General features: G+C 62.8%; 14 protein-coding genes. 2 read left to right on the top strand and 12 right to left on the bottom strand.

All coding sequences use genetic code 11. The features are described 5' to 3' along the window. Window positions 1–79: 79 nt before the first annotated feature. The 6 genes from VFU66_RS03820 to VFU66_RS03795 all read right to left on the bottom strand — a co-directional run bounded on the left by VFU66_RS03820 (window position 80) and on the right by VFU66_RS03795 (window position 9,814). The gene (locus VFU66_RS03820) at window positions 80–1,492 is read right to left on the bottom strand and encodes an amidase (RefSeq protein ID WP_326444909.1); all 1,413 of its coding nucleotides are present in this window, start codon (window positions 1,490–1,492) and stop codon (window positions 80–82) included. Then, window positions 1,489–4,956 carry a CRTAC1 family protein gene (locus tag VFU66_RS03815; RefSeq protein WP_326444908.1) on the bottom strand — a complete coding sequence of 1,156 codons (3,468 nt, stop codon included), beginning with the start codon at window positions 4,954–4,956 and terminating at the stop codon, window positions 1,489–1,491. The genes VFU66_RS03820 and VFU66_RS03815 overlap by 4 nt, the downstream gene beginning before the upstream one ends. Before the next feature lie 13 nt (window positions 4,957–4,969). Further along, window positions 4,970–6,091, bottom strand: coding sequence for a DegT/DnrJ/EryC1/StrS family aminotransferase (locus tag VFU66_RS03810; protein WP_326444907.1), 1,122 nt, complete (start codon window positions 6,089–6,091; stop codon window positions 4,970–4,972). Beyond that, window positions 6,088–7,251, bottom strand: coding sequence for a UDP-N-acetylglucosamine 2-epimerase (gene neuC / locus VFU66_RS03805; RefSeq protein WP_326444906.1), 1,164 nt, complete (start codon window positions 7,249–7,251; stop codon window positions 6,088–6,090). Before neuC ends, VFU66_RS03810 begins: the two co-directional genes overlap by 4 nt. Further along, the gene (locus VFU66_RS03800) at window positions 7,248–8,423 is read right to left on the bottom strand and encodes a polysaccharide biosynthesis protein (RefSeq protein ID WP_326444905.1); all 1,176 of its coding nucleotides are present in this window, start codon (window positions 8,421–8,423) and stop codon (window positions 7,248–7,250) included. The genes neuC and VFU66_RS03800 overlap by 4 nt, the downstream gene beginning before the upstream one ends. A gap of 344 nt (window positions 8,424–8,767) precedes the next feature. Then, the gene (locus VFU66_RS03795) at window positions 8,768–9,814 is read right to left on the bottom strand and encodes an outer membrane protein assembly factor BamD (RefSeq protein WP_326444904.1); all 1,047 of its coding nucleotides are present in this window, start codon (window positions 9,812–9,814) and stop codon (window positions 8,768–8,770) included. A gap of 234 nt (window positions 9,815–10,048) precedes the next feature. Here VFU66_RS03795 and VFU66_RS03790 point away from each other — a divergent pair, with 234 nt between their 5' ends. Next, window positions 10,049–10,357 (top strand): hypothetical protein, encoded by a 309-nt coding sequence (locus VFU66_RS03790; protein WP_326444903.1) that lies wholly within the window; start codon window positions 10,049–10,051, stop codon window positions 10,355–10,357. Window positions 10,358–10,377: 20 nt separating this feature from the next. Here the strand turns inward: VFU66_RS03790 and VFU66_RS03785 are convergent, their stop codons facing one another. The 3 genes from VFU66_RS03785 to VFU66_RS03775 all read right to left on the bottom strand — a co-directional run bounded on the left by VFU66_RS03785 (window position 10,378) and on the right by VFU66_RS03775 (window position 15,157). Continuing rightward, the gene (locus VFU66_RS03785; RefSeq protein WP_326444902.1) at window positions 10,378–11,388 is read right to left on the bottom strand and encodes a threonine ammonia-lyase; all 1,011 of its coding nucleotides are present in this window, start codon (window positions 11,386–11,388) and stop codon (window positions 10,378–10,380) included. 181 nt (window positions 11,389–11,569) lie between these two features. Then, entirely contained in the window at window positions 11,570–13,807 is a 2,238-nt protein-coding gene (locus tag VFU66_RS03780; RefSeq protein WP_326444901.1) for a patatin-like phospholipase family protein, read from the bottom strand. 108 nt (window positions 13,808–13,915) lie between these two features. Next, window positions 13,916–15,157 (bottom strand): cation:proton antiporter, encoded by a 1,242-nt coding sequence (locus VFU66_RS03775; RefSeq protein ID WP_326444900.1) that lies wholly within the window; start codon window positions 15,155–15,157, stop codon window positions 13,916–13,918. A 217-nt stretch (window positions 15,158–15,374) separates the two neighbouring features. Between VFU66_RS03775 and VFU66_RS03770 the strand changes: the two genes are divergently transcribed. After that, a complete protein-coding gene (locus tag VFU66_RS03770; protein ID WP_326444899.1) occupies window positions 15,375–16,565 on the top strand; it encodes a hypothetical protein in 1,191 nt (396 codons plus the stop codon). Between the two features lie 71 nt (window positions 16,566–16,636). Here VFU66_RS03770 and VFU66_RS03765 read toward each other — a convergent pair whose 3' ends face one another. The 3 genes from VFU66_RS03765 to dapA are packed head-to-tail and all read right to left on the bottom strand — an operon-like array spanning window position 16,637 to window position 20,159. Next, the gene (locus tag VFU66_RS03765; protein WP_326444898.1) at window positions 16,637–18,301 is read right to left on the bottom strand and encodes a ribonuclease J; all 1,665 of its coding nucleotides are present in this window, start codon (window positions 18,299–18,301) and stop codon (window positions 16,637–16,639) included. Between the two features lie 51 nt (window positions 18,302–18,352). Then, a complete protein-coding gene (locus VFU66_RS03760) occupies window positions 18,353–19,207 on the bottom strand; it encodes a 2,3,4,5-tetrahydropyridine-2,6-dicarboxylate N-succinyltransferase (protein ID WP_326444897.1) in 855 nt (284 codons plus the stop codon). Between the two features lie 31 nt (window positions 19,208–19,238). After that, a complete protein-coding gene (gene dapA, locus VFU66_RS03755) occupies window positions 19,239–20,159 on the bottom strand; it encodes a 4-hydroxy-tetrahydrodipicolinate synthase (RefSeq protein ID WP_326444896.1) in 921 nt (306 codons plus the stop codon). Window positions 20,160–20,369 lie beyond the last annotated feature (210 nt).

Here is a 20,369-nt window from a genome sequence, read left to right as displayed (position 1 = left end):
TCATCGTGATTGGCGCAAGGGAGAGCGCACGCGCCGTCGGGACAGGCGCAACTGGTGACAGACGGGGGAATGGCGCTCTTTATGCGTTGACGGCGATGGGCGGGGCGATGTAGCCGAAGTCGCGCTCGATGGTGGCGGCGATGCCAAGCACGAGTTCATCCTCGTAGGGGCGGCCTGCGATCTGCACGCCGATGGGGAGGCCCTCGGTGGACCAGCCTGCGGGGACAACAGCAGCAGGTGAGCCGAGCAGGTTGAACCATTGCGTGTAGCGCATGGCGTCGAGGTACTCGACTCGTTGGCCGTCGATGATCCAGGAGCGTTCGCCGTGTCGGAATGCGGGGACCGAACAGACCGGCGTGATGAGGACAGGGAAGCGGCGCATCTCTTCAAGCAGCTTCGCGCGAATGACATCGCTTTCTGCCCAGGCAAAGAGGAGCTCTTCGCCGGTGAGAGGCGGGTCTTGGTGGGCAATGTCGAGGAAGCCTCGGAACGTGGGGCTCAGGTCGGCTTCGCGGCCGGCGATGACCGGGTCGAAGAACATGGCGCCCGCGCGGACGAAGAACTTCCACCAAAGCTGACGCGCTTGTTCAAGTGCGCGCGGATGGAAGGGCTCGACGTGGAAGCCCTGCTTGCGCAGTGAGCGCACGGTTTCGCGGATGGCCTGGCGGGTCTCCGGCGTGACGGGCGTGTGGCCGTCGTCTTCGAGGAAGCCGATGTGGATGGATTTCAATTCTTCGATGGTGTATTGGCGCAGTGCCACAGGTGCACCGGTGGGGTCGGCATCGTCACGCCCGGAGAGAGTCTGGAAGAGCAGCGCGACGTCGGCAACGGTGCGGGCCATGGGGCCGATGGTCCCGATGAGCGAAAACGGGCCGACGCACGGAGGCAGATGGCCACGCGCGGGAATGCGACCCGGCGTGGGTTTCAGCGCACAGATGCCGGTGAAGTGCGCGGGGGTGCGCACGGAGCCGCCGCTATCGCTGCCGAAGCCTGCGGCCGAGAATCCCGCGGCGATGGCTGCGGATTCGCCACCGCTGGAGCCTCCGGCGGTGCGGGTGAGGTCCCATGGGTTGGAGGTCGGCCCGTAGAGCAGGTTGTCGGTCTCGTAGGCCATCAGGAACTCCGGGCAGTTCGTCGTGCCCAGAATGATTGCGCCCGCCTGCCGCGCGCGCGCGACGATGACCGCATCTTCGGTGGGCGTGCAGCCTTTGTTGATGAGGCTGCCGGTCTCCGAGCGATGGCCCGCGACTGCGATCGATGCTTTGACGGTGATGGGAAGGCCGTGCAGCGGGCCCTTTGGTGTGCTGGATTGGCTGAGCGCAGCGGCCTGCGCGCGCACGCGGTCGGGGTTGAAGTCGATGAGCGCGTTGAGTTGCGGGTTCAGCATTTCTATCTGGCGGATGTGTTCTTCCGCCAGTTCGAGCGGCGAGATTTTACGCGAGCCGAGTAGCGAGAGCAGCTCGACAGCGGGCTTTGTTACGAGGTCGCTCATCGCTTGCTGCTCCTCGCAGGTGCATCAGGTGTGGAGACGGAGGGCACGTAGTCGAATTGATATTGTTCGCCGGCGCTGGGCTCGCCGGACTCGAAGCGGTTGTTCCACTGGAGTTGATAGGCGATGTGCGCGCGGTTTGTCGGGTACTGCTCGCTCGACGGATAGGGGTAGGTGGTCATGCCGTGGAACGGCATCGCACTGACGGTGAAGGGACTGCCTTCGTAGAAATCCATGTCTTTGACGAAGCCGTTGGCGTAGAAGAAGTAGTCGCGCACCCAGCCTTTGGGGAGTGAAGGCGCGGCAGCGGCGTTGAATTCGAGGTCCATGTCTTCGCCCGTGCCGAAGATGACGTACTCGTCGTCAACGCGGCGGAGCAGGGGAGTGACGTCGCCGTAGCGCGTATACGCTCCGCGTTGCGGTATGAAGGGGCCAGTCTGGCTGATGCGCTGGTAGTTGTAATTGAGGTCGCCGGGAGTTTTGCCGTCGAGCTGTTGCGGATAGCCGCGGAAGGCGAGGTCAGCAGAGGCAAGCGGAAGCTCGGTCTGGCGGAGATGACCGGCGCTCGATGCGGCGGGGTCGTTGTCGATGAGCGCCTGGTCCCAGTAAATTTGCAGGTTCGTCGTGATGCGGATGCGGCGCGTGCCGGGGGGCAGCTTGCCGGTGAGATCGACGACGACGGTGCGCGGCAGTCCGGCGGGGAAGCCCATGTCGTTGACGACGCGCTTCCATGATCCGTTGGCGAGCTGGGCTTCGACGTATGGCGGGATGGGAGAGATGCCAGCCTGCCATGCGGCATACATCGAGCTTGCGGAGAAGTATTCGACGTAGCCGTGCAGCAGCAGACGCAGCGGATTGGCGGCGTTCCACGCGCCGAGGTCGAACGTGAGCGTGTGCTGGTTGGCAAAGCCCGCAAAGCTGAGGTCGGTGAAGTCGCGCACGTAGGTGTGGTCGATGTGGGAGAGCTGTGGGAGGACGTTGTTGCCGTGGTCGTCCCACGCCGCGAGTGGCAGACGCGCGTGTGCGCTGACGATGGTTTTGCCGGTGGCGAAGGGCGGCTCGCTGAGGAAGCCTTCGTCGGGATAGACCTGGGTGCCTGCCGGGTGGTCGATGGCGACCAGGCGCACCTGGTCGATGTAATTGACCTCCTCCATCGGTTCACCGAAGCGCAGCGCGAGCCTGCCCGCGCGTGCTTTGAGTTGCGAGCCGTCGATCTTGATCCACTCGTCAGGGTCGGGCGTGTTGCGTTCGCGTGGCGCAACCCAGTGGCCGACGACGCCTGCGCCGATTACGTCAGCGACGAAGGTGAACTTGCTGCCGTCCCATGCGAAGAGCGTAGGGCACGAACTGCCGCGGCGGTCGAGTTCAGCGAGCGAGAGCCGCCTGGCGGCGCTGACGTCGATCTCGTCCTGCGGAACGCCGGTGGGCCAGAGCAGGCGCACGAGATCAGCTTTGTCAGCACTGCCGATGCCGGCGATGATGTCGCCCGGCGTCGTGACCTCCCACTTCTGCCACATGTCGTTGGCAAAGACCTGGACCTTGGTGCCGATGGCGCTCTTGTTGTCGGCCAGGCCCTTGAGCGAGATGCGCAGCGAATGATTTTTGCTGCCGCCTTCGTTGTGCAGCACAAGCGCCGCGCCGTCTTGCTCGGTGACGAGCAGGTCGGTTGCCCCGTCGCCGTCGATGTCGGCGGCGAGCAGCGAGTGTGGGGCGGTGAGCTTGACGGCATCGAGCTTGAGCTGCGCGCTGACATCGGCGAAGCCGTCTGCGCCGATGTTGCGGAAGACGCGCAGCGCGGGGCCGTTTGCGGTTTCAACGAGAGCAGCGAGATCGATCCAGCCGTCGTTGTCGATGTCGAGCGCCGCGACGCCGTAGCCGCGCGTTGCATCGTTGAGCGGCAGGGGAATGCGCTCGAATCGCTTGCCATCGACGTTGCGCCAGAGCGTGACGCCGGGCGCCCCTGCGTGCGTAAGGGCAACGTCCATCCAGCCGTCTTTGTTGAAGTCGAACACAGCGACGCCGGTGGCGGGCGGCAGAGCGGCATCGGTGTAGAGCGGAGAGGCGTGGAATGCGCCCTCGCGCGGATTGGCGTAGAAGGTGGGCGCACCCGGACCGGTGACGAGCAGGTCGACGGCGCGGTCGTTGTTCAGGTCCGAGAGGGTGGCTTGCATCGTGCTGCCGCTGCCCGCGAGGCCAGTCTCTTTGGTCCACTCGGTGAAGGTCTTGTTGCCGTTGTTTCGCCAGAGGACGTTCGGGCCGACCCCGTTCACTGCTTCGCCGGTGACGAAGAGGTCGAGGTCGCCGTCGTGATCGAAGTCGACAAAGATGACACCGGTGGGATGATTTGCCGGTGTGATTCCTGACTCTTTGGTGACATCGGCGAACTTGCCGTTGCCGAGGTTGCGGAAGAGCAGCAGGCGGTCGCTCATGGCAAGCGCGAGGTCGGGCAGGCCATCGTTGTCGAAGTCACCGGCTGCGCAGGCTACGCCGTCTCCGCTGACGGCGAGGCCGGTCTCGGAGGGCGTGAGCAGGTTGAAGCTGCCTGTGCCGTTGTTGCGAAAGACGCGCACTGCATTCTGACCGTGGCCCATGAGGACGAGACTGGGGTGTCCGGAGTTGTCGAGATCGATGAGGCACGCGCCTGCGTGCTGGCTCGCGCTTGCCTTCTCATCGGCAGGCGCGCTCCACGCTTGCGTGAACGCGACCGGAATCATTGGCGGAGCTTTGAGCGCGCCGCCGGGTGCGTCCTCCGTAGTGCCCAGGCTGCCTTCTTCGCCGTAGTTGTGCGAGAAGGGTGTAGCGAGTTTGGCTGTGGTGATGTCTTTGAATCGATCAAATGCGGCGCGGGCTTCTGTGGTCTTGCCCTGGCGCTGCAACGCGCGCGCCATGCCGAACTCCGCCGAAGCGTGCAGCGGATTGAGCTTGAGCGCCTCCTGATATTCGGCGACGGAGACGGGCAGGTCGTGCAGTTCAAACTGGAAGGAGCCGAGGAAGTAGTGGGCGTCGGCGTTTGCGGGCGCAAGCGCGACGACGCGCTGGAATGCCTTGATGCCATCCTGAAGCTGGTTCTGACTGCGGTAGAGCAGGCCGAGCACGTACCAGGTGTGCGGATCGTCGGGCGCCTGCTGGGCAGAGTGTTCAAGTGCGGTCTTCGCTTCGGGCAGCTTTTGCAGATAGAGCAGCGCGATGCCTTTGTTGGTCTCGGCGAGTGCAAGCGTTGGGTCCGCTTTGTAGGCGGCATCGAACTTTTCTTCGGCCTTCTGGAGGAGCTGCTGGCCCATCAGCGACGTGCCGACGTTGTTGAGCGTGGCGGCCTGCTGGCGCGCAGTGGTGTCTGCTGCGAAGCTCCACGGTGTTGCGCCGATGAAGAGCGTCGCGCACAGAAGCGTTGTCTTGATTGCGCCGCGCAATGGCGTAGATGCAACGGTGGTACGCGATACGTTTCGAAGAGACGACCCAATGCTCATTGCATTTCCTCTTTCAACTTTGCCGCGCTGACAAAAGTGCCGCGCGCAGTTCCTGGCTGACGTATGTCACTTCATTTTCCGTCATTTGATTAAAGAACGGTAATGCGAGGGTGCGGCAGGCCGCCGCCTCGGTTACGGGAAGGTTCGCGTCTTTCCATGCGGAATAGCAGGGCTGCATGTGGATGGGAGCAAAGTAGCGTCCGCAGCCGATGCCTGCTGCTGTGAGCCGCATCAGGATGCGGTCGCGGGCATCGGGCGCAAACGAGGCGTCGAGACGCACGACGTAGACAAACCAACTGATGCGGCTGCGCGGAGCTTCGAGCGCAGGCAGGATGAGGCCGTCGATGCTGCTGAGATGCTTCGTGTAGAGCCGTGACACCTGCTCGCGTCGCGCGAGGATCTCGTCGATGCGGTTGAGTTGTGCAAGGCCAAGGGCGCAGTTGATCTCGGAGAGGCGGTAGTTGTAGCCGAGTTCGGCGTGCTGGAGCCACTCGGAGCCATCGTGGCGGCCTTGATTGCGCATGGCGCGGATGCGCGTGGCCAGCCCCGGCTTCGATGTGACCACCATACCGCCTTCGCCTGTGGTGATCTGTTTGTTGGGATAAAAGGCGAAGACGGCGATGTCACCGAAGGAGCCTGTTCGGCGGTTGTCATGCTCCGCGCCGATGGCCTCGCAGGCGTCTTCGATGACCGCGAGATGATGGCGGCGGGCGATGTCGAGGATGCCGGTCATCTCGGCTGGGCGGCCAAAGGTATGGACGGCGATAATGGCGCGGGTTCGTGGCGTGATGGCTTGTTCGACTGTGGTGGGCGAGAGGTTCAGCGACTCGACATCGATGTCGGCGAAGACCGGCGTTGCACGCTCGTAACGAACAGCGTTGGCCACGGCGATGAAGCTGAATGATGGGACGATGACTTCGTCGCCTTCGCCGATGTCGAGCGCGCGGACGGCGAGATGCAGTCCCGCTGTGCCGGAGCTGACGGCGACCGCGTGCGGCGTCCCGGTGTACTCCGCGAAGGCGTGCTCGAATTGCTCCATCTGCGGCCCCAGACTGAGGCGCGGCGTGCGCAGGACGGCGGTGACAGCGGCGATCTCCGCTTCGGTGATGTCCGGCGACGAGAGAGGAATCTTCATGGCTGAGCGAGGTCAATGGAGATGGCGCGCTTGCGCAGCAGCTTGTCGAGAGGCGCGGTGGTGAGCACCTCGACGATGCGCTCGGCGGCGTGGCCGTCTCCGTAGGGATTGGTCATGCCGCGGAGCGATTCGTAGAACGCCGCACTCTGCGCAATGGCGACTTTTTCGAGAATGGAGTGGGTGCTCGCCTCGGCATCGAGCACGTTTGGTGCACGCTCACGGCCGAACTGGCGAAGGCCGACGTTGACCACGGGCAGAGCGAAGGACGCGGCCTCCATGATGCCGCTGCTGGAGTTGCCGAGGAGAACACTGGCGTGCCTGAGCAGGCTCCAGTAGGTGACAGCAGGAAGGTTGACGAAGACGTGCGCCGTGGGCCGGTGCTCGACGAAGGCGCGTGTGCGCTGCATTAGAGCATAGCTGCCCGCGTCGGCGTTGGGGTAGCAGAAGAGGATGGGGCTGTCGATCTGCGCGAGCGCGTCGAAGAGCGCATCGGCCTCTTCGGTGGTGTCGTCGAGTAGCGTGACGGGATGATAGGCAACGATGACGGGAGGCTGAGCAAGGTTGATGTCGAGTGTGCGTTCGAGTTCCTCGCGGGTGAGGAGCTTGCTGCGGCGCAGATGGTCGAGCGAGGGTGCGCCTGCTCGATGGACTCGCCACGACTCTTCACCCATCGAGATGACGCGATTGCGCGCAGCCTCGGTCGAGGTGAAGTGGATGTGCGCCATCTTGGTAAGGGCATTGCGCACGGCGTCGTCGATGGCGCCCTCGCTGATCTCGCCGCCTTCGATGTGCGCCACGGGGATGCGCAGTGTGAGCGCGACGGCGGCGGGCGCGAGCATCTCGTAGCGATCGGCGATGAGGAGCAGCAGGTCGGGGCGCATCTGCGAGAGCGTGTCGGTGAGCGAGAGTACCGCGAGGCCAAGGGTTTTGGCCATGCCCGTGTCGGTGTCGGAGCTGAGCAGGCACTCGATGCGCGCGGCAATGGGGAAGCCGTCGCGCTCGATCTCCCCGATCGTAGAGCCGAACTGCGGTGAGAGATGGGCGGCCATCGCGATGAGCTTCAGGTCGATGTCAGGGTGTGCGGCGAGATCCCTAAGCGGCCAGTAGAGATGGCTGTAGTCCGCGCGCGATGAGGTGACGACGGCGATGGTTCGCTTCATGCTCCCACCGTTGCGGCCTGGGTGAGCTGCGCCTGTATCAGCGAACTCGGCTGGTACTCGGGCACGAGCGACTGGACGGCTGCAAGCAGCAGATGCAGGTCGCGCTCGGCAATCGCCTGCTGGAGCCGCCGCATCGCCGCTTCAAGCCGGGTTTCATCAGGCACATGGCTGATCACGGTTCGCAATAAGCCAGGCTGCCCTTCCGCGCAGGTCTCTTGTGTGGAGACCAGCGACTCTTCCATCTTGTCTCCCGGGCGAAGTGAGGTGAAGACGATGGGGATCTCGGGAGAACCCGGCCTCTGCTCGTGTGCGATGAGGTGCTGTGCGAGGTCGAGGATGCGAACAAGCGCGCCGGGGTCCGGAACGAGCAGGCCATTCGGGCTGGTTGGCGAGATGGTTGAGAGCAGCGCGTCGACGGCTTCGGTCAAAGTCATGAAGTAGCGGCGGACATCGGGATGCGTTACCGTCACTGGGCCGCCACGCGCAATCTGGCGCAGAAACAGCGGGACGACGCTGCCGGAGGAGCCGAGCACATTGCCCAGGCGCACCGCGCTCGTTTGCATGGATCCTGCGCGTGGAGTCAGCATTGCCAGTTCGGCAATCCGCTTGGATGCGCCCATCACGCTGAACGGTTCGACGGCCTTGTCGGTGGAGAGCATCACCATTCGTTGGCAACCGCGTCTTCGAGCGGTGTCTGCCAGCGTCCACGTGCCGACTGCATTGTTAGCCATGGCGGCGAAGGGGTTGGTCTCCATCAACGGCACGTGCTTGAAGGCCGCAGCGTGGAAGACGATCTCGGGGCGGTGGCGGTCGAACACGTCCGCGATCGCCCCGGTATCGCAGACGTTTGCGAGAACGGCGATGGAGACTGTCCGCGAGCTTGTCGCATCGATGATCTCTGCGGTTTGGTGCAGCAGACCTTCGGCTGCGTCGAGCAGGATGATCTCCTGCGCGTCGGCCTGGACGAGTGCCTGCGTCAGCGCCGAGCCGATCCATCCGCCGGCGCCGGTGACGAGGAAGCGTCGGCCTGCGATTCCGGCACGGTGCTTTCGGCTGACGGCCTCCAGGCTGGGCGGAGTGCGGCGCTTGAGAAACGTGTCCCAACGCCGGTCGCCGTCGGACGGTGAATGAGCGGAGACGGCTGTCGTGTCTTGTGGTGAGAACGCGGTCATCGTATACGGTTATACAGGCTGCGGAAGACTCATTGCTGTTCCAAAAACGTAGTGCTGAAAAAGCTCGTTTGCGTTGACCGGAGAGAAGGTCCGGGCTAAAGAGGGTGATGAAAAAGTGTCTCGCCGGGAAGAAAGCGTACCTCAGCGGCTAAAGCCGCGTTGATTTTGCAGCGTTAGCGGCACGGCTGAAGCCGTGCCCTTAAGCAAAACTGACTTTTTCAGCACCCTCTAAAGTCCCTTGTATTTGCTGGCTCTTTCGTGCGGCTGAAGCTCCGCGCTCATCCCCAAAAGCAATCACAGAGACTTTTTCAGCACCCTCTTGTAGCCATTCCTGAGCGCGTGCTTCAGTCTCTATCGCTGCCGAAGACGGGAATCCCCTGCTGGACTTTGTAGGCAATCGCCGCAGCCCGCGCCGTGTAGTCCGACTTGGGATACTGTTGCTGCATCTGCGCTGCCAGATTGGCTACTCGCTTTGATGCATCATCGGCCTTCTTCTTGTCGTCCTGGACCATATACATCGTCACGGCTACGCCCTGGCGGTAGGTTGCGTTGTAGAGAGCCTCGGGCGCCTTTGGGCTGTCGGGATACTGGCGCGCGTACTTCTCATAGAGGCCGGACTCCATCTCAGGACACTTCGGCAGACCCTGCCAGTCGCCGCACAGTTTGTTGTCGAGCATCTCGTAGGCGGCGCGCGCGGCGTAGCTTGTGCCGGGATATGTCTTCATCACGCGCTTCATCGCGCCGTCGTAGATCTGCGGGCGCAGATACGCCTGCTGCTCCTTCGCGCTGGGCAGCGTGCTGATGTCGAGCTTGTCGAGTTGCCAGCGAATGTCGGCCGCGCGCCAGGCTGCCTCGGGTGCAAGCGGTGAGTTGGGGAAGTAGTCCGGCACGCGCTTGTAGAGCAGGTGCGCCGCCTCAGCCGCGCCCTTGGGTGCATGAGGCTTTTCGGCTTCGGCCTCCATGTTGGCCGCGGCTCCGAACAGGATCTCGTCACCGTTTGGGGTTTGGGGCGAGACGATGCCTTTGTCGTGTATCCATCCCGAGGAGGGAGTCGGCGTGCTGTCGTCACCAAACTCCGGCGTGTCGGAGGCGTCTTCCTGCTGCTCGTCGCCCGCATCGGTATTGGCGAAGACCTGTACCCACGGGCCGCTGCGCTGCACGACGACGACCTCGTGCCCCGGCGTCACCAGCGAGAGGCGCTGCGAATTCACGTCCGCCTGAACGTACACAACGGTCTCATGCAGCATCGTCGCTCTCGCGGCGCGGTCGTAGTTTGCGGCGGCCTTCTGAGCCTTTGTCTGGGCTACAGACTGGTTCATCGCCACGGTTGCGGTCAGCGCAGCCGCGCCAACCCACGCCACCAGACTTCGTCGAAGAAAAGTAACTTGCATAGACACCACTTTAGACGCTGACAGTCACATCGTGGAGAGCTAATTGCACCCGAGCCGCCTTGGCAGAGAGGCTTCAGGTTCCAACCCGGGCGGCTCCATCATCCTTAGATCATCGCTGTGATAGACTTCCGGGCCATGAGGTTACAGGTCGCTCTGTGTGTTCTGTTTGTGACTACCGTAGGGCTGAGCGGCTGTGCGTCCGGCGGTGCCAGTTGCGCTAACGTGCAATATAAAATGTCGATTAGTCCAACGAGCGCCACGGTCAACCACGCTGCGACGCCGCCGGGAGACCAGCAACAGTTCAGGGCAGGGGAGTCTGCTATCGCCCAACCTGGCTGCCCGGTCTCGGCGCTCGTTGCGCCCGTGCTCCCGGTCTGGACGTCGTCAGATCCGCTCAATGTAAAGATCACCAACTCTCAGGACTACTCCACCAACGGGATAGCTACATGCTCGGCTGCCACCTCTGCACCGGTAACGCTGACAGCGACCTATGGCACCGGAGCAAATGTGACTACAGCAACAGCGACGCTTACCTGCAACTAGACGTGGATTCACGTTGCTGATCAGCCGTTGCCGGTCACTATCGCTCGGTCCAGTTCTGTCTTCAGTCCAGGTTCAAGATTGCCGCCGCTGAGCACCACGGCGACCTTACTCGCCTTCGGAAGTTCGGCGGAGTGAAACAGCGCCGCTGCCAGTGAGACGGCTCCGCTTGGCTCCGGCGTCAGCGTGGTTGTGGCCAGCATCACGCGCATCGCGGCAAGGATCTCTTCTTCCTCCACCGCAGCGATGCCATCGACATAGCGCACGACGTGCTCGAAGTTCAGCGTGCCGAGGCTTTGCGTGCGCAGTCCGTCGCCGATGGTGCGCGTCGTTTTGTCTGCGGGCCATTCGACCAGCGTCTTTGTCTCGAAGCTCTCCTTGGCATCGGCGGCCAGCGCCGGCTCCGCGCCCCAGACCTTTACGTGCGGGGCTGCCTGCTTCACGGCCGCCGCGACGCCGCCCAGCAGGCCGCCGCCGCTGACCGGTGCAATCACGATATCGACTCCCGGGAGTTGTTCGATGATCTCCAGTCCGCACGTTCCCTGTCCGGCGATGATCGCCGGGTCGTCGTATGGAGGAACGATGGTGTAGCCGCACTTTGCCGCGAGCTCCTCGGCCTTCGCGCGACGTTCGGAAGACGCAGGCCCCACTTCGACGATCTCCGCACCAAGCTCTCGGGTGGCCGCTTTCTTGACCGCGGGAGCATTCTCCGGTACGACGATGACGGCCTTGGCGCCAAGCGCGCGCGCCGCGTAGGCCACGCCCTGTCCGTGGTTGCCGCTGGAATACGTAATGACCCCATGCCGCAGAGCGTCGTGCGTAAGCTGCGACATCATGTTGTACGCGCCACGCAGCTTGAAGCTGCCAATGGGTTGCTCGCTTTCGGCCTTGATGTAGAGGTCGAAAGCCGGCTCGGGCGCGCGGGCCATGCGCAGCCGCGCGCGCGAAACGCGATAGAGCGGCGTGCGCATCGCAGTCCCGGCAATCCGTCTCTGCGCGGCGCGAATTTCATCGAGCGTGACGAATTGACTCATCGATTTCCTCTCCGCTGCCAGCCCCGCTCACGTGACCCGTCGCGCGCAGCACCGAACTGCCAGCTGTATTCCACTTTACCTGCTGCATCTTCGCCGTCATCGACCAGTTGAGCCCCGGGCAGAACCTACTGCAACGTGATGCAATCAGCGGCTCCCATCATAGCCGCAATTCCTTCTCTGCTTAAAAGACGCGGCCCAGGCCGAAAAACCATTTGCGGTGGTCGCTGTCGCCGATGCTCAAGCCTCCGTACATTGGGCCGATGAGCGTCTTGATCACCAGTCCGGCGGCGAAGTCGTTCGGCAGCGAAGGCGTGCCGGTTGGTCCATTCCACGTCTTGCCCATCTCGTAAAATCCCGCTGCGTAGATGGCGTCGCCGATGACGGGACTCAGCGTGGTCAGTTGATGCAGGTAGCCTGCCTGCACGAGAAAGTAGTCGTCGCCCAGCAGCTCGCCGCGTTCGTAGGCGCTCAGGCGCAGCGGCCCGCCCAGCTCAAAACCGGCCAGCCCCAGATTCTGCGCCCTGAAGCTGGTGCCTCCATTCAGCGTGACCGCGACGATTCCGCGCTCCTTCACGGGCATGAAGTGCGCGAGGTAGGTGTTCATCTGCGCATAGCCGCCGCTCCGGTTGGGCCGCTGGGTGTAGTAGCTCAACGACGACTGCACAATCGAACCGCGTGTGGGCACCTGCACGTTGTCCTGGCCGAGATACTGAAGCCGCGTCGATGTGACCCAGGGCCTCAGGCTGAACTCCTTCTGCTCCGGCTCGCCGATGGCCCGCTTGTCCCCGTACCACTGATAGTCTTCGCCCACGCGCAGCTCAGTGCGGGTGTTGAACTGATAGCCCCCGTCCACACCGAATCCGTTGCGATGCTCCCGGTACTGCGAAAGCTGGTTGCTGCCGCTGAAGAAGTACGCCGTGGTGTAGGTCAGGTAGGCGCGACTCGCTACGAAGTAACCTTTTCTGAAGTGCAGAAAGTGTATCGGCTTGTAGAGTTCGCCGGTCAGTCCGGCGAGCGGTCCGACGGCGCCGTCCAGTCGCAGCTCCGAACCGGGGCCGGTGATGTCTGTGTACGTAGCGCGCGCGCCCACGCCCAGCAGAACATTGTTCGTGTTGTTCGAGGAAAGCGTTATGCCTACATTCAGAAACGGCGGCGCGTGGGCCTTGGTGCGCGGACGGACGAGCAGCCCTGTCTTGCCGTTCATCTCGATCATGTTGAAGCTGATGCCGTCGTAGGTCCCCGTGCCGAGCAGTACGTTGATCGTTGCGTCCACCTGATCGATGTCCAGAGGATGTCCGACAAATTTCGTGAACTCGTTCTCGACCTCGGCCTTCTGCGCCCCGCTCAATCCGTAGACATCGATGAACGCGGGAACCGGCACCGTGGTTCTGCGCCGCGCATTTCGCTGGGCCACGTAGGCGTTCCAGTCAGCATCGCTTAGCGCGTACTTTTCCAGTTCGGCGGCATGTTCCTGCGCAACCTTGTAGCCCAGCGGAATAATCTGCGTGCTTTTCGTGAAGTCGCCCGAGGTGAACTTGCTTACGTCGGCTTTGAGCAGGATGTCGGCGTTGGCCATGTTGGCCTTCTCATTGGCCGCCACCATGATGGAAAGATTTCTTCCGGCGACGCCGACCAGCGAGTTCAGGCTCTTACGGTCTACCGTGCCGGTGTCGAGATAGACCGCGATCACTACGTCTGCGCCCATCCTGCGCGCTACATCCACAGGCAGGTTGTCCACGGCCATGCCGTCGGAGTAGACATCGTTGCCGTGCGTGACCGGAGCGAAGACTCCGGGAATCGCCATCGTCGCACGCATTGCCTGTGCTACCGAGCCGTCGTGGAAGACGTGCGCCGTGCCCGAGACCATCTCCGTTGCCACGCAGCGGAAGGGAATCGGCAGGTCGTCAAAGTCTTTGAGATCGTAGTAGGGCAGCATCTGGCGGTCGAGCAGCAGGCCCACTGCCGCGCCCGAGTTTAACCCGCTCGGCAGGCCGAAGCCGTGCTTGAAACCGAACTCCAGGCGGTTGGGAAAGGCAACGCGATCTTCCTTGCGCCGGTAGCTCAAGGTCTCAAACGGGGCCTGCCCTCCCAGTACGGTAGACCAGTCGATGCTGCCGACAAACTGTGCGATGTCCTTTGGACTGTTGCCCGCGGCGTAGAGCCCGCCCACCAGTCCACCCATGCTGGTGCCCGCGACATCATCGACCGGAATGTGGTGGTCCTCCATCCATTCGAGCACGCCGATGTGCGCGAAGCCCAGCGCGCCGCCGCCTTCGAGCGCCAGCCCAATGCGCTGTCGTCCATGAACGGCGGGCTGTTGCGCGTCCGTCACGGGCGCAGTTGCAATGGAGCAGACCAGCAGCGCAATCGTCATCCAGATTGTGTTCGTGAGCGCGATACGGTGGCAAAGATGATTCATAACAGGGAGAGTCCGCCGTAAGGCAAAGTACGCCACGCTCATTTTAAGGCTGCCGCGTTCCGTTTCCCGCTTCTTCACGTTCGCGGAATCACGGCGATTACCCAAGCGTCAGCTCGCTCTTTCAAATCCGAGCCGCCGCAGCAGCGGCACCATCGTCAGGCCCTGCACCAGCACGGAGAAGATGACGACGATGTAGGTGATGGGCAGCAGAGGCCCTGACCATGGCGTAGCCGCAAGCGCAAGCACCAGTGCAATGGAGAGCGCGCCGCGCAGCCCGCCCCACGTCATCACGATGCCGGTCTTGTGCAGCCCGGCCGCGGGAGGTCTGCGGTAGAGCAGCGTCCACACGATCGCAGCGCGCGCCAGCAGGATTGCAGGAATGGCAAGCAGGCCCGCAACGATGACTCTTCCGGAGAGCGTCACGACGATCAGCGCAAACCCGAGCAGGCAGAACAGAACGACGTTGAGCATGTCGTCGAGCAGCCCCCAGAACTTGTCCAGATTTTCGCGTGTCATCTCGGGCATGGAGTGGGAGCGGCTGCTGCCGTTCACGACAAGCCCTGCCATCACCGCTTCCAGCGGCGCGGAGACGTGCAGCGCATCGGCCAGCGCATATCCACCCATGGCCAGCGCGAGCGTCAGGAAGACTTCAATCCGGTAGCTGTCGGTCATGCGCAGCAGGCGATACACCATCAGCCCCAGCACAAGGCCAAGCACAACGCCGCCGCCCGCCTCCAGCAGAAAGCGGCTGGTGAATGATCCCAGTGACGGCAAAGCGTGGGACTCCGGCGTTGCCAGCAGAGTGAGAAACAGCACCGCGCCCACGCCGTCGTTGAACAGAGACTCACCGCCGAGCAACGCCTGTATCTCGGCGGGGGCGCCCACGCGGCGCAGCATCTCCAGCACGGCAATCGGGTCGGTCGGCGAGATGAGCGCGCCGAAGATCATGCAGCTCATCGGGCTTGCAGGCAGGTGGACCGCGCGGAGAATCACCCACAGCAGCGCGGCGACGATGCCGGCCGAAGCGATCGTCCCCAGCGTCGAAAGCAGGAAGACCGCCGTTTTTTGTCGCTTCAACTCATCGAGATCGAGATGCAGCGCCCCGGCAAACAGCAGAAACGCCAGAAGGCAGTGCAGCACCAGGTTGTGGAAGTCGATCCGTTGAAACATCGCCACGGCGTACTCGTGCAGCGAGGGGACCATCTTGCCCGTGACCATCAGCACCAGGGCCGAGACCAGCGACAGCACCATCGTGCCGATGGTCGCGGGCAGGCGAAGAAAGCGATGGCTCACCAGGCCAAACGCAGCCGCCAGGCACACGACAATGCTGGTCAGTTCAAAGATGCTCATACGTTCAACGTACAACACAAATGTATGTGCTTCGAGCGAGTTGCAGGAAAATCCACTCGCCTGTGACTGCTGTCACCATTCTGTGACATCCGTCGTCTGAAGAAAGCGACACTCATTTGACCTCGTCGTGACAACTGACACGTGACGAACCCTTAGCGTTGCTTCAAGTGGCCGCCCATTGCAGGCCCAAATGTCACATGTACTAAGGAGAAGCAGGATGAGTCAGTTCGATATGTTGATCAGCAAATCAGCCAGCCGGCGCTCGTTTTTAAAGACCGGAATCGCCGCCGCCGGCGCAGCCACTATGGTCTCCAGCCTGTCCTTCGGGCAGGATAACGACCATGACGACGTCACCAAAGGCGACATCGCCATCCTCAGGTTTCTCAACGCGCTCGAACAGATTGAGGCCGACCTATGGATTCAATACTCCGAGCTGGGCGGAACGCAGGACAAGGAGGTCTCGGGTGTAGGCGGAGGCAACCCGCTCTACACCGCTGCACTCCAGATTCTCGACGGCGACATGCCCCAGTACATTCACGACAACACCGACGACGAGATCAGCCACGCCGCCTTCCTGAAGGCGTACCTCGAATCGAAGGGAGCCGATGCCGTCGATCTGACCTCCTTCACCAATATCCCCGGCAGCACCGCGGCCGGATCGACCGGAAAGATGCGGCTCACCAATCTGATGAAGCTCACCGTGGATACAAGCTTCTGGTCCCGCTATCGCAGCATCACCAATCCCGACTTCGACCCCGGCTCGCCATTCGCCCAGGCTGTTCCGAGCCTCAACGTCGGCCAGCACACAGCGATTCCGCGCAGTGACGCCGACACCGCCGGCAGCACACTCTCCAGCGACCCGGCCGACAATCCCAAAAGCCTCTCGACCCACCTGCAGGCCATCGCGTTTACCGCCGGCTTCCACTTTGCCTTCATCGAGCAGGGCGGAACGAGCCTCTACCCGACGCTCGCTCAAAAGGTGACGAACGCTGAAGTCTTGCGCGTGCTGCTCAGCATCGGGCCGAGCGAGACCATGCATTTTCAGACCTGGCAGGACAAGGCCGGGAACGCACTTCCGCTCACGGACGTGGACAACGGCCCCGGCGGCACCGGCGCAACCGTCACCTTTACCGACCTCACTCAGGCGCAGGGCGAGACCGATCCCGAGTCGCTCAAAGGCGACACCCTGCAATCCAACCTCATCATGCCCGAACCCACGCACTTCCTCAGCAAGAAGTTTCCTCCCGTCGCCATCATTCGACCAACGTCCGTACAGAACGCCGGAGCGATGGCCGCCTTCCAGGGCCTTGTCGATGACGGCCTCTTCATCGGCCAGCAGAACAAGGAGTTCTTTCGCCTGATGCGGCAACTGGCTGAAGAGGGCGACGCAGCGCAACGCAGACGCTAACCAGCTCCCGAAGCGCAAGCAAAGAGGCGCCCTATCACGAGGCGCCTCTTCAGCTTCAAAAGACCTGGTGTTCAGATCTCCAGAATCACCGGCATAATCAGCGGTCGGCGGCTGGTGTTCTTCTGGATGTACCGCTTCAGGTCGTTGCGAATCTTCTCTTTGATGACGCCGTAGTCTGCCTTCTCTTCCGCGGACGAAGCATCCAGTGTGCGCTGCACCACCTGCCTGGCTTCGGCGATCAGTCCATCCTCGGCGATGGCCATGCCGCGCACGACAATCTCCGGAGCGTTTTCCACGCGCCCCGTTCGCTTGTTGATGGCGATGACCGGCAGCACAATGCCGTCTTCGCTCAGGTGCCGGCGGTCCTTGATGACGAGGTCTTCGACGACATCGGTGGAGGTGCCGCCCGAGTCGATGCATACCCGCTCCACCGGCACCTTGCCCGTCTTCGCGGCGGAGTTTTTGTCCATCTCCAGCACGTCGCCGTCTTCCAGCAGGATCGTCTTTTCGACCACGCCCAGCCCGGCGGCCAGCTCCATGTGCCGCTTCAGGTGGCGATAGTCGCCGTGCACGGGGATAAAGAACTTCGGCCTGACGAGATTGATCATCAGGCGCAGTTCTTCCTGGCTGCCGTGCCCGCTGACGTGAATCAGTCCTGAGGCGCCGTCGTCGTAGATGACCTCGGCGTCGCGCCGCTCCAGGTGGTCGATCATCCGGTAGATGGACTTCTCGTTGCCGGGAATGACGCGCGAGCTGAGCAGCACCGTGTCGCCTGCCTCGATGTGCGCGTGCTTGTGGTTGTTCACGGCGGCGCGGCTCAGCGCGCTCATCGGCTCGCCTTGCGTGCCGCTGATCATGATCAGCAGCTTGTGGTCCGGCGTGTCTTTGATCTGGCCCGGGTTGATGATGAGTCCGGGCGGCGGATCCAGATACCCGAGGTCCTGCGCAATCTCGGTCGAGTTGTCGAGCGAGCGCCCGATCACCGCAACCTTGCGCCCGTGGTCATGGGCCAGTTCCATCGCCAGCCGGATGCGGTGAATCGACGACGAGAAGCAACTGAAAAAGAGCTTCTGCTTCGTCTGCGTGAAGATCTCGTCCAGGCGCGGACGCACAGCCTTTTCGCTCGGGGTATAGCCGCGCCGGTCCACGTTGGTCGAGTCCTGCAACAGCGCCAGCACACCCTGCTTGCCCAGTTCGGCGAAGGCGTGCAGGTCGAAAGGTTTGTTGTCGGGCGGCGAAAAGTCCACCTTGAAGTCGCCCGTATGCAGCACCACGCCCACCGGCGTGTGGATGGCCAGCGCCACGCAGTCCACCAGGGAGTGCGTCACGCGGATGGGCATCACGGAAAACGGCCCCAGGGTCACGCGCTCGCCGGGAGCGATCTCAATCAGGTCGGCATCGTCGAGCAGCCCATGCTCTTCGAGCTTGCCCTCGACATACGCCAGCGTAAACTCGGTGCCGTACACCGGCACGTTCAGCTCGGAGAGAATCCACGGCAGGCCGCCGATGTGGTCCTCGTGGCCGTGCGTCAGCAGGATGCCGCGCACCTTGTCGCGGTTTTCGGTCAGGTAGCTGATGTCGGGCACGACGATATCGACGCCCAACAACTCTTCTTCAGGAAACATCAGTCCAGCGTCGATGACGATGATGTCATCCTGCCAGCGCAGGACCATGCAGTTCATTCCGAACTCGCCCAGCCCGCCCAGCGGAATCAGCTTCAACTTATCTTGTGCCATGAACCTTTAATCTTAGCACCCGGGTTGGAATGTCCCTTTTGACGCAGGCTGTCAGCGCAGAATATCTTCGAGCGCCGAGGAGAGCTCGGTCTTGTCGTCGCGGTATTTGACGATGACTGGAGCGGCCACGCTCAGGCCCCACTCCTGCCCTTTGCCCTTGCTGACGGAGCGCGAGCCGGGTACAACGACCGCGCCTTCGGGGATGATGAGCGGCATCTCGGCGGTGGCTTTGTAGACCTCGCCGCGCACCAGATCGTACACCGGCGTGCCGCGCGTCAGCACGGTTCCCGCGGCCAGCACCGCGCGTTTGCGCACGACCGTGCCCTCGTAGACGCCGGTGTTTCCGCCGATGAGGCACTCGTCTTCGATGATGACCGGCGAAGCGTTCACCGGCTCCAGCACGCCGCCCACCTGTGCGGCCGCGCTCAGATGCACGCGCTTGCCGATCTGTGCGCAGCTTCCTACCAGCGCATGCGAGTCCACCATCGTGCCCTCGTTCACATACGCGCCGACGTTGATATACGCAGGAGGCATCACGACGACACCCTTCGAGACATACGACCCGGCCCGGACGCTCGAACCGCCCGGCACCACGCGCACGCCATCGGCCACCGTGAATCGTCGCGCCGGATAGGTGGCCTTATCGACAAACGAAAGGCTCTCGCCGCAGCCCATCTCGGTCATCTGCCCGAGCCGGAAGCCCAGCAGTATCCCACGTTTGACCCACGCATTCACGCGCCAGCCCAGCGGCAGGGAAGCGTCCGGCTCTGCCGAGCGCAGCGTCCCGGCCTCAAGCGCCGCGCGCAGCTCCAGAAACGCCGCCTCGGCATCCTTGTTTCCTACTGCCGCTGCACCCTGTTCAAACCAGTGCTCAATCCGCTTTTCCAGCGTATCCTTCACGATCACAAGCCGCCTTTATCGAATCAGTTTCAGAGAATCAGAACATCCGCAGGTCTTCGCCCGTAGGCGCAACTCCGGCCAGCATCCCCAGCTCGCCGACCATGCGTTCGAGCTTGCGCCGTGTGCTTTCTGTGACTGGAACCATCGGCAGGCGAAGAACATCTTCGCCGCGCCCCAGCATCGCCAGCACAGCTTTGACCGGGGCCGGACTCGGCTCCCAGAAGTGCGCCTGCATCAACCGGTAGAACTGCCGGTTGATGCGCCGCGCGCCAGCCCAGTCGTTTTCGAGCGCGGAGTGGACCATTCGGTTCATCTGCGCGGGGATGACGTTCGAGGCCACGGAGACCAGCCCCGCGCCGCCGAGCGACAGAATCGGTAGCGCCAATCCGTCATCGCCGGCGAAGACTTTGAAGCTGCGCGGCAGCGTCGTCAGCAGCTCGGTAATCTGCGCGATGTTGCCGCTCGACTCCTTGATGCCGATGATGTTTTTAATCTCCGCCAGGCGCAGAACGGTCGCAGGCTCCAGGTTCGCGCCCGTGCGCGAGGGAACGTTGTAGAGCAGGATCGGCAGCTCGACCGCCTCGGCAATGGCGCGGAAGTGCTGGTACTGGCCCTCCTGCCCGGGCTTGTTGTAGAAGGGGTTCGCCGTCAGGATGCCCGACAGCCCATGAATGCCGGTCAGCTTCCGTGCGCGTGCGACTGCTTCGTGCGTCGCGTTGTGCGTGCATCCGGCAAACACCGGCACGCGCCCGGCCGCGCTGCCGACGACGACATCGACCACGCGCAGCCACTCCTGCTCGGTCAGCGTCGCCGCCTCGCCCGTCGAGCCGCAAGGCACGAGGAAGTTCACGCCGCTCTCGATCTGCCAGTTCACCAGCGCGTGAAGCGCAGGCTCATCCACACCGCCGTCTCTCCGGAAAGGAGTAACCAGCGCCGTTCCACAACCCATCAATTCCATATTGCTGCTAGTTTACCGCGAGGGACGTGTGCAAACTTCGTTGAGCTGGTCCTTGCTGTAGAAAATTGCTTGATTCGGGCTGCATTTTATGCGATAGTCGTCTTCGCAAAGGAGGGCACCCGATGATGTTTAGACCAGACGATCACCTGTTCAGTCAGCAGAATGCATGGCTTCGGGCGCTCTCGTCTTCTTCACGCTAGCTTAGCTAGT

This window comes from Edaphobacter sp. (assembly GCF_035763405.1).
Taxonomy (GTDB): Bacteria; Acidobacteriota; Terriglobia; order Terriglobales; family Acidobacteriaceae; genus Edaphobacter.
Note: the sequence above shows the minus strand (reverse complement) of the source record. Positions and strands in the feature narration are given on the sequence as shown.

Coding starts and splice junctions, on each gene's coding strand:
- VFU66_RS03820 (WP_326444909.1), bottom strand. CDS start 1,492: ATGAGCGACCTCGTAACAAAGCCCGCTGTCGAGCTGCTCTCGCTACTC.
- VFU66_RS03815 (WP_326444908.1), bottom strand. CDS start 4,956: ATGAGCATTGGGTCGTCTCTTCGAAACGTATCGCGTACCACCGTTGCA.
- VFU66_RS03810 (WP_326444907.1), bottom strand. CDS start 6,091: ATGAAGATTCCTCTCTCGTCGCCGGACATCACCGAAGCGGAGATCGCC.
- neuC (WP_326444906.1), bottom strand. CDS start 7,251: ATGAAGCGAACCATCGCCGTCGTCACCTCATCGCGCGCGGACTACAGC.
- VFU66_RS03800 (WP_326444905.1), bottom strand. CDS start 8,423: ATGACCGCGTTCTCACCACAAGACACGACAGCCGTCTCCGCTCATTCA.
- VFU66_RS03795 (WP_326444904.1), bottom strand. CDS start 9,814: ATGCAAGTTACTTTTCTTCGACGAAGTCTGGTGGCGTGGGTTGGCGCG.
- VFU66_RS03790 (WP_326444903.1), top strand. CDS start 10,049: ATGTCGATTAGTCCAACGAGCGCCACGGTCAACCACGCTGCGACGCCG.
- VFU66_RS03785 (WP_326444902.1), bottom strand. CDS start 11,388: ATGAGTCAATTCGTCACGCTCGATGAAATTCGCGCCGCGCAGAGACGG.
- VFU66_RS03780 (WP_326444901.1), bottom strand. CDS start 13,807: ATGAATCATCTTTGCCACCGTATCGCGCTCACGAACACAATCTGGATG.
- VFU66_RS03775 (WP_326444900.1), bottom strand. CDS start 15,157: ATGAGCATCTTTGAACTGACCAGCATTGTCGTGTGCCTGGCGGCTGCG.
- VFU66_RS03770 (WP_326444899.1), top strand. CDS start 15,375: ATGAGTCAGTTCGATATGTTGATCAGCAAATCAGCCAGCCGGCGCTCG.
- VFU66_RS03765 (WP_326444898.1), bottom strand. CDS start 18,301: ATGGCACAAGATAAGTTGAAGCTGATTCCGCTGGGCGGGCTGGGCGAG.
- dapA (WP_326444896.1), bottom strand. CDS start 20,159: ATGGAATTGATGGGTTGTGGAACGGCGCTGGTTACTCCTTTCCGGAGA.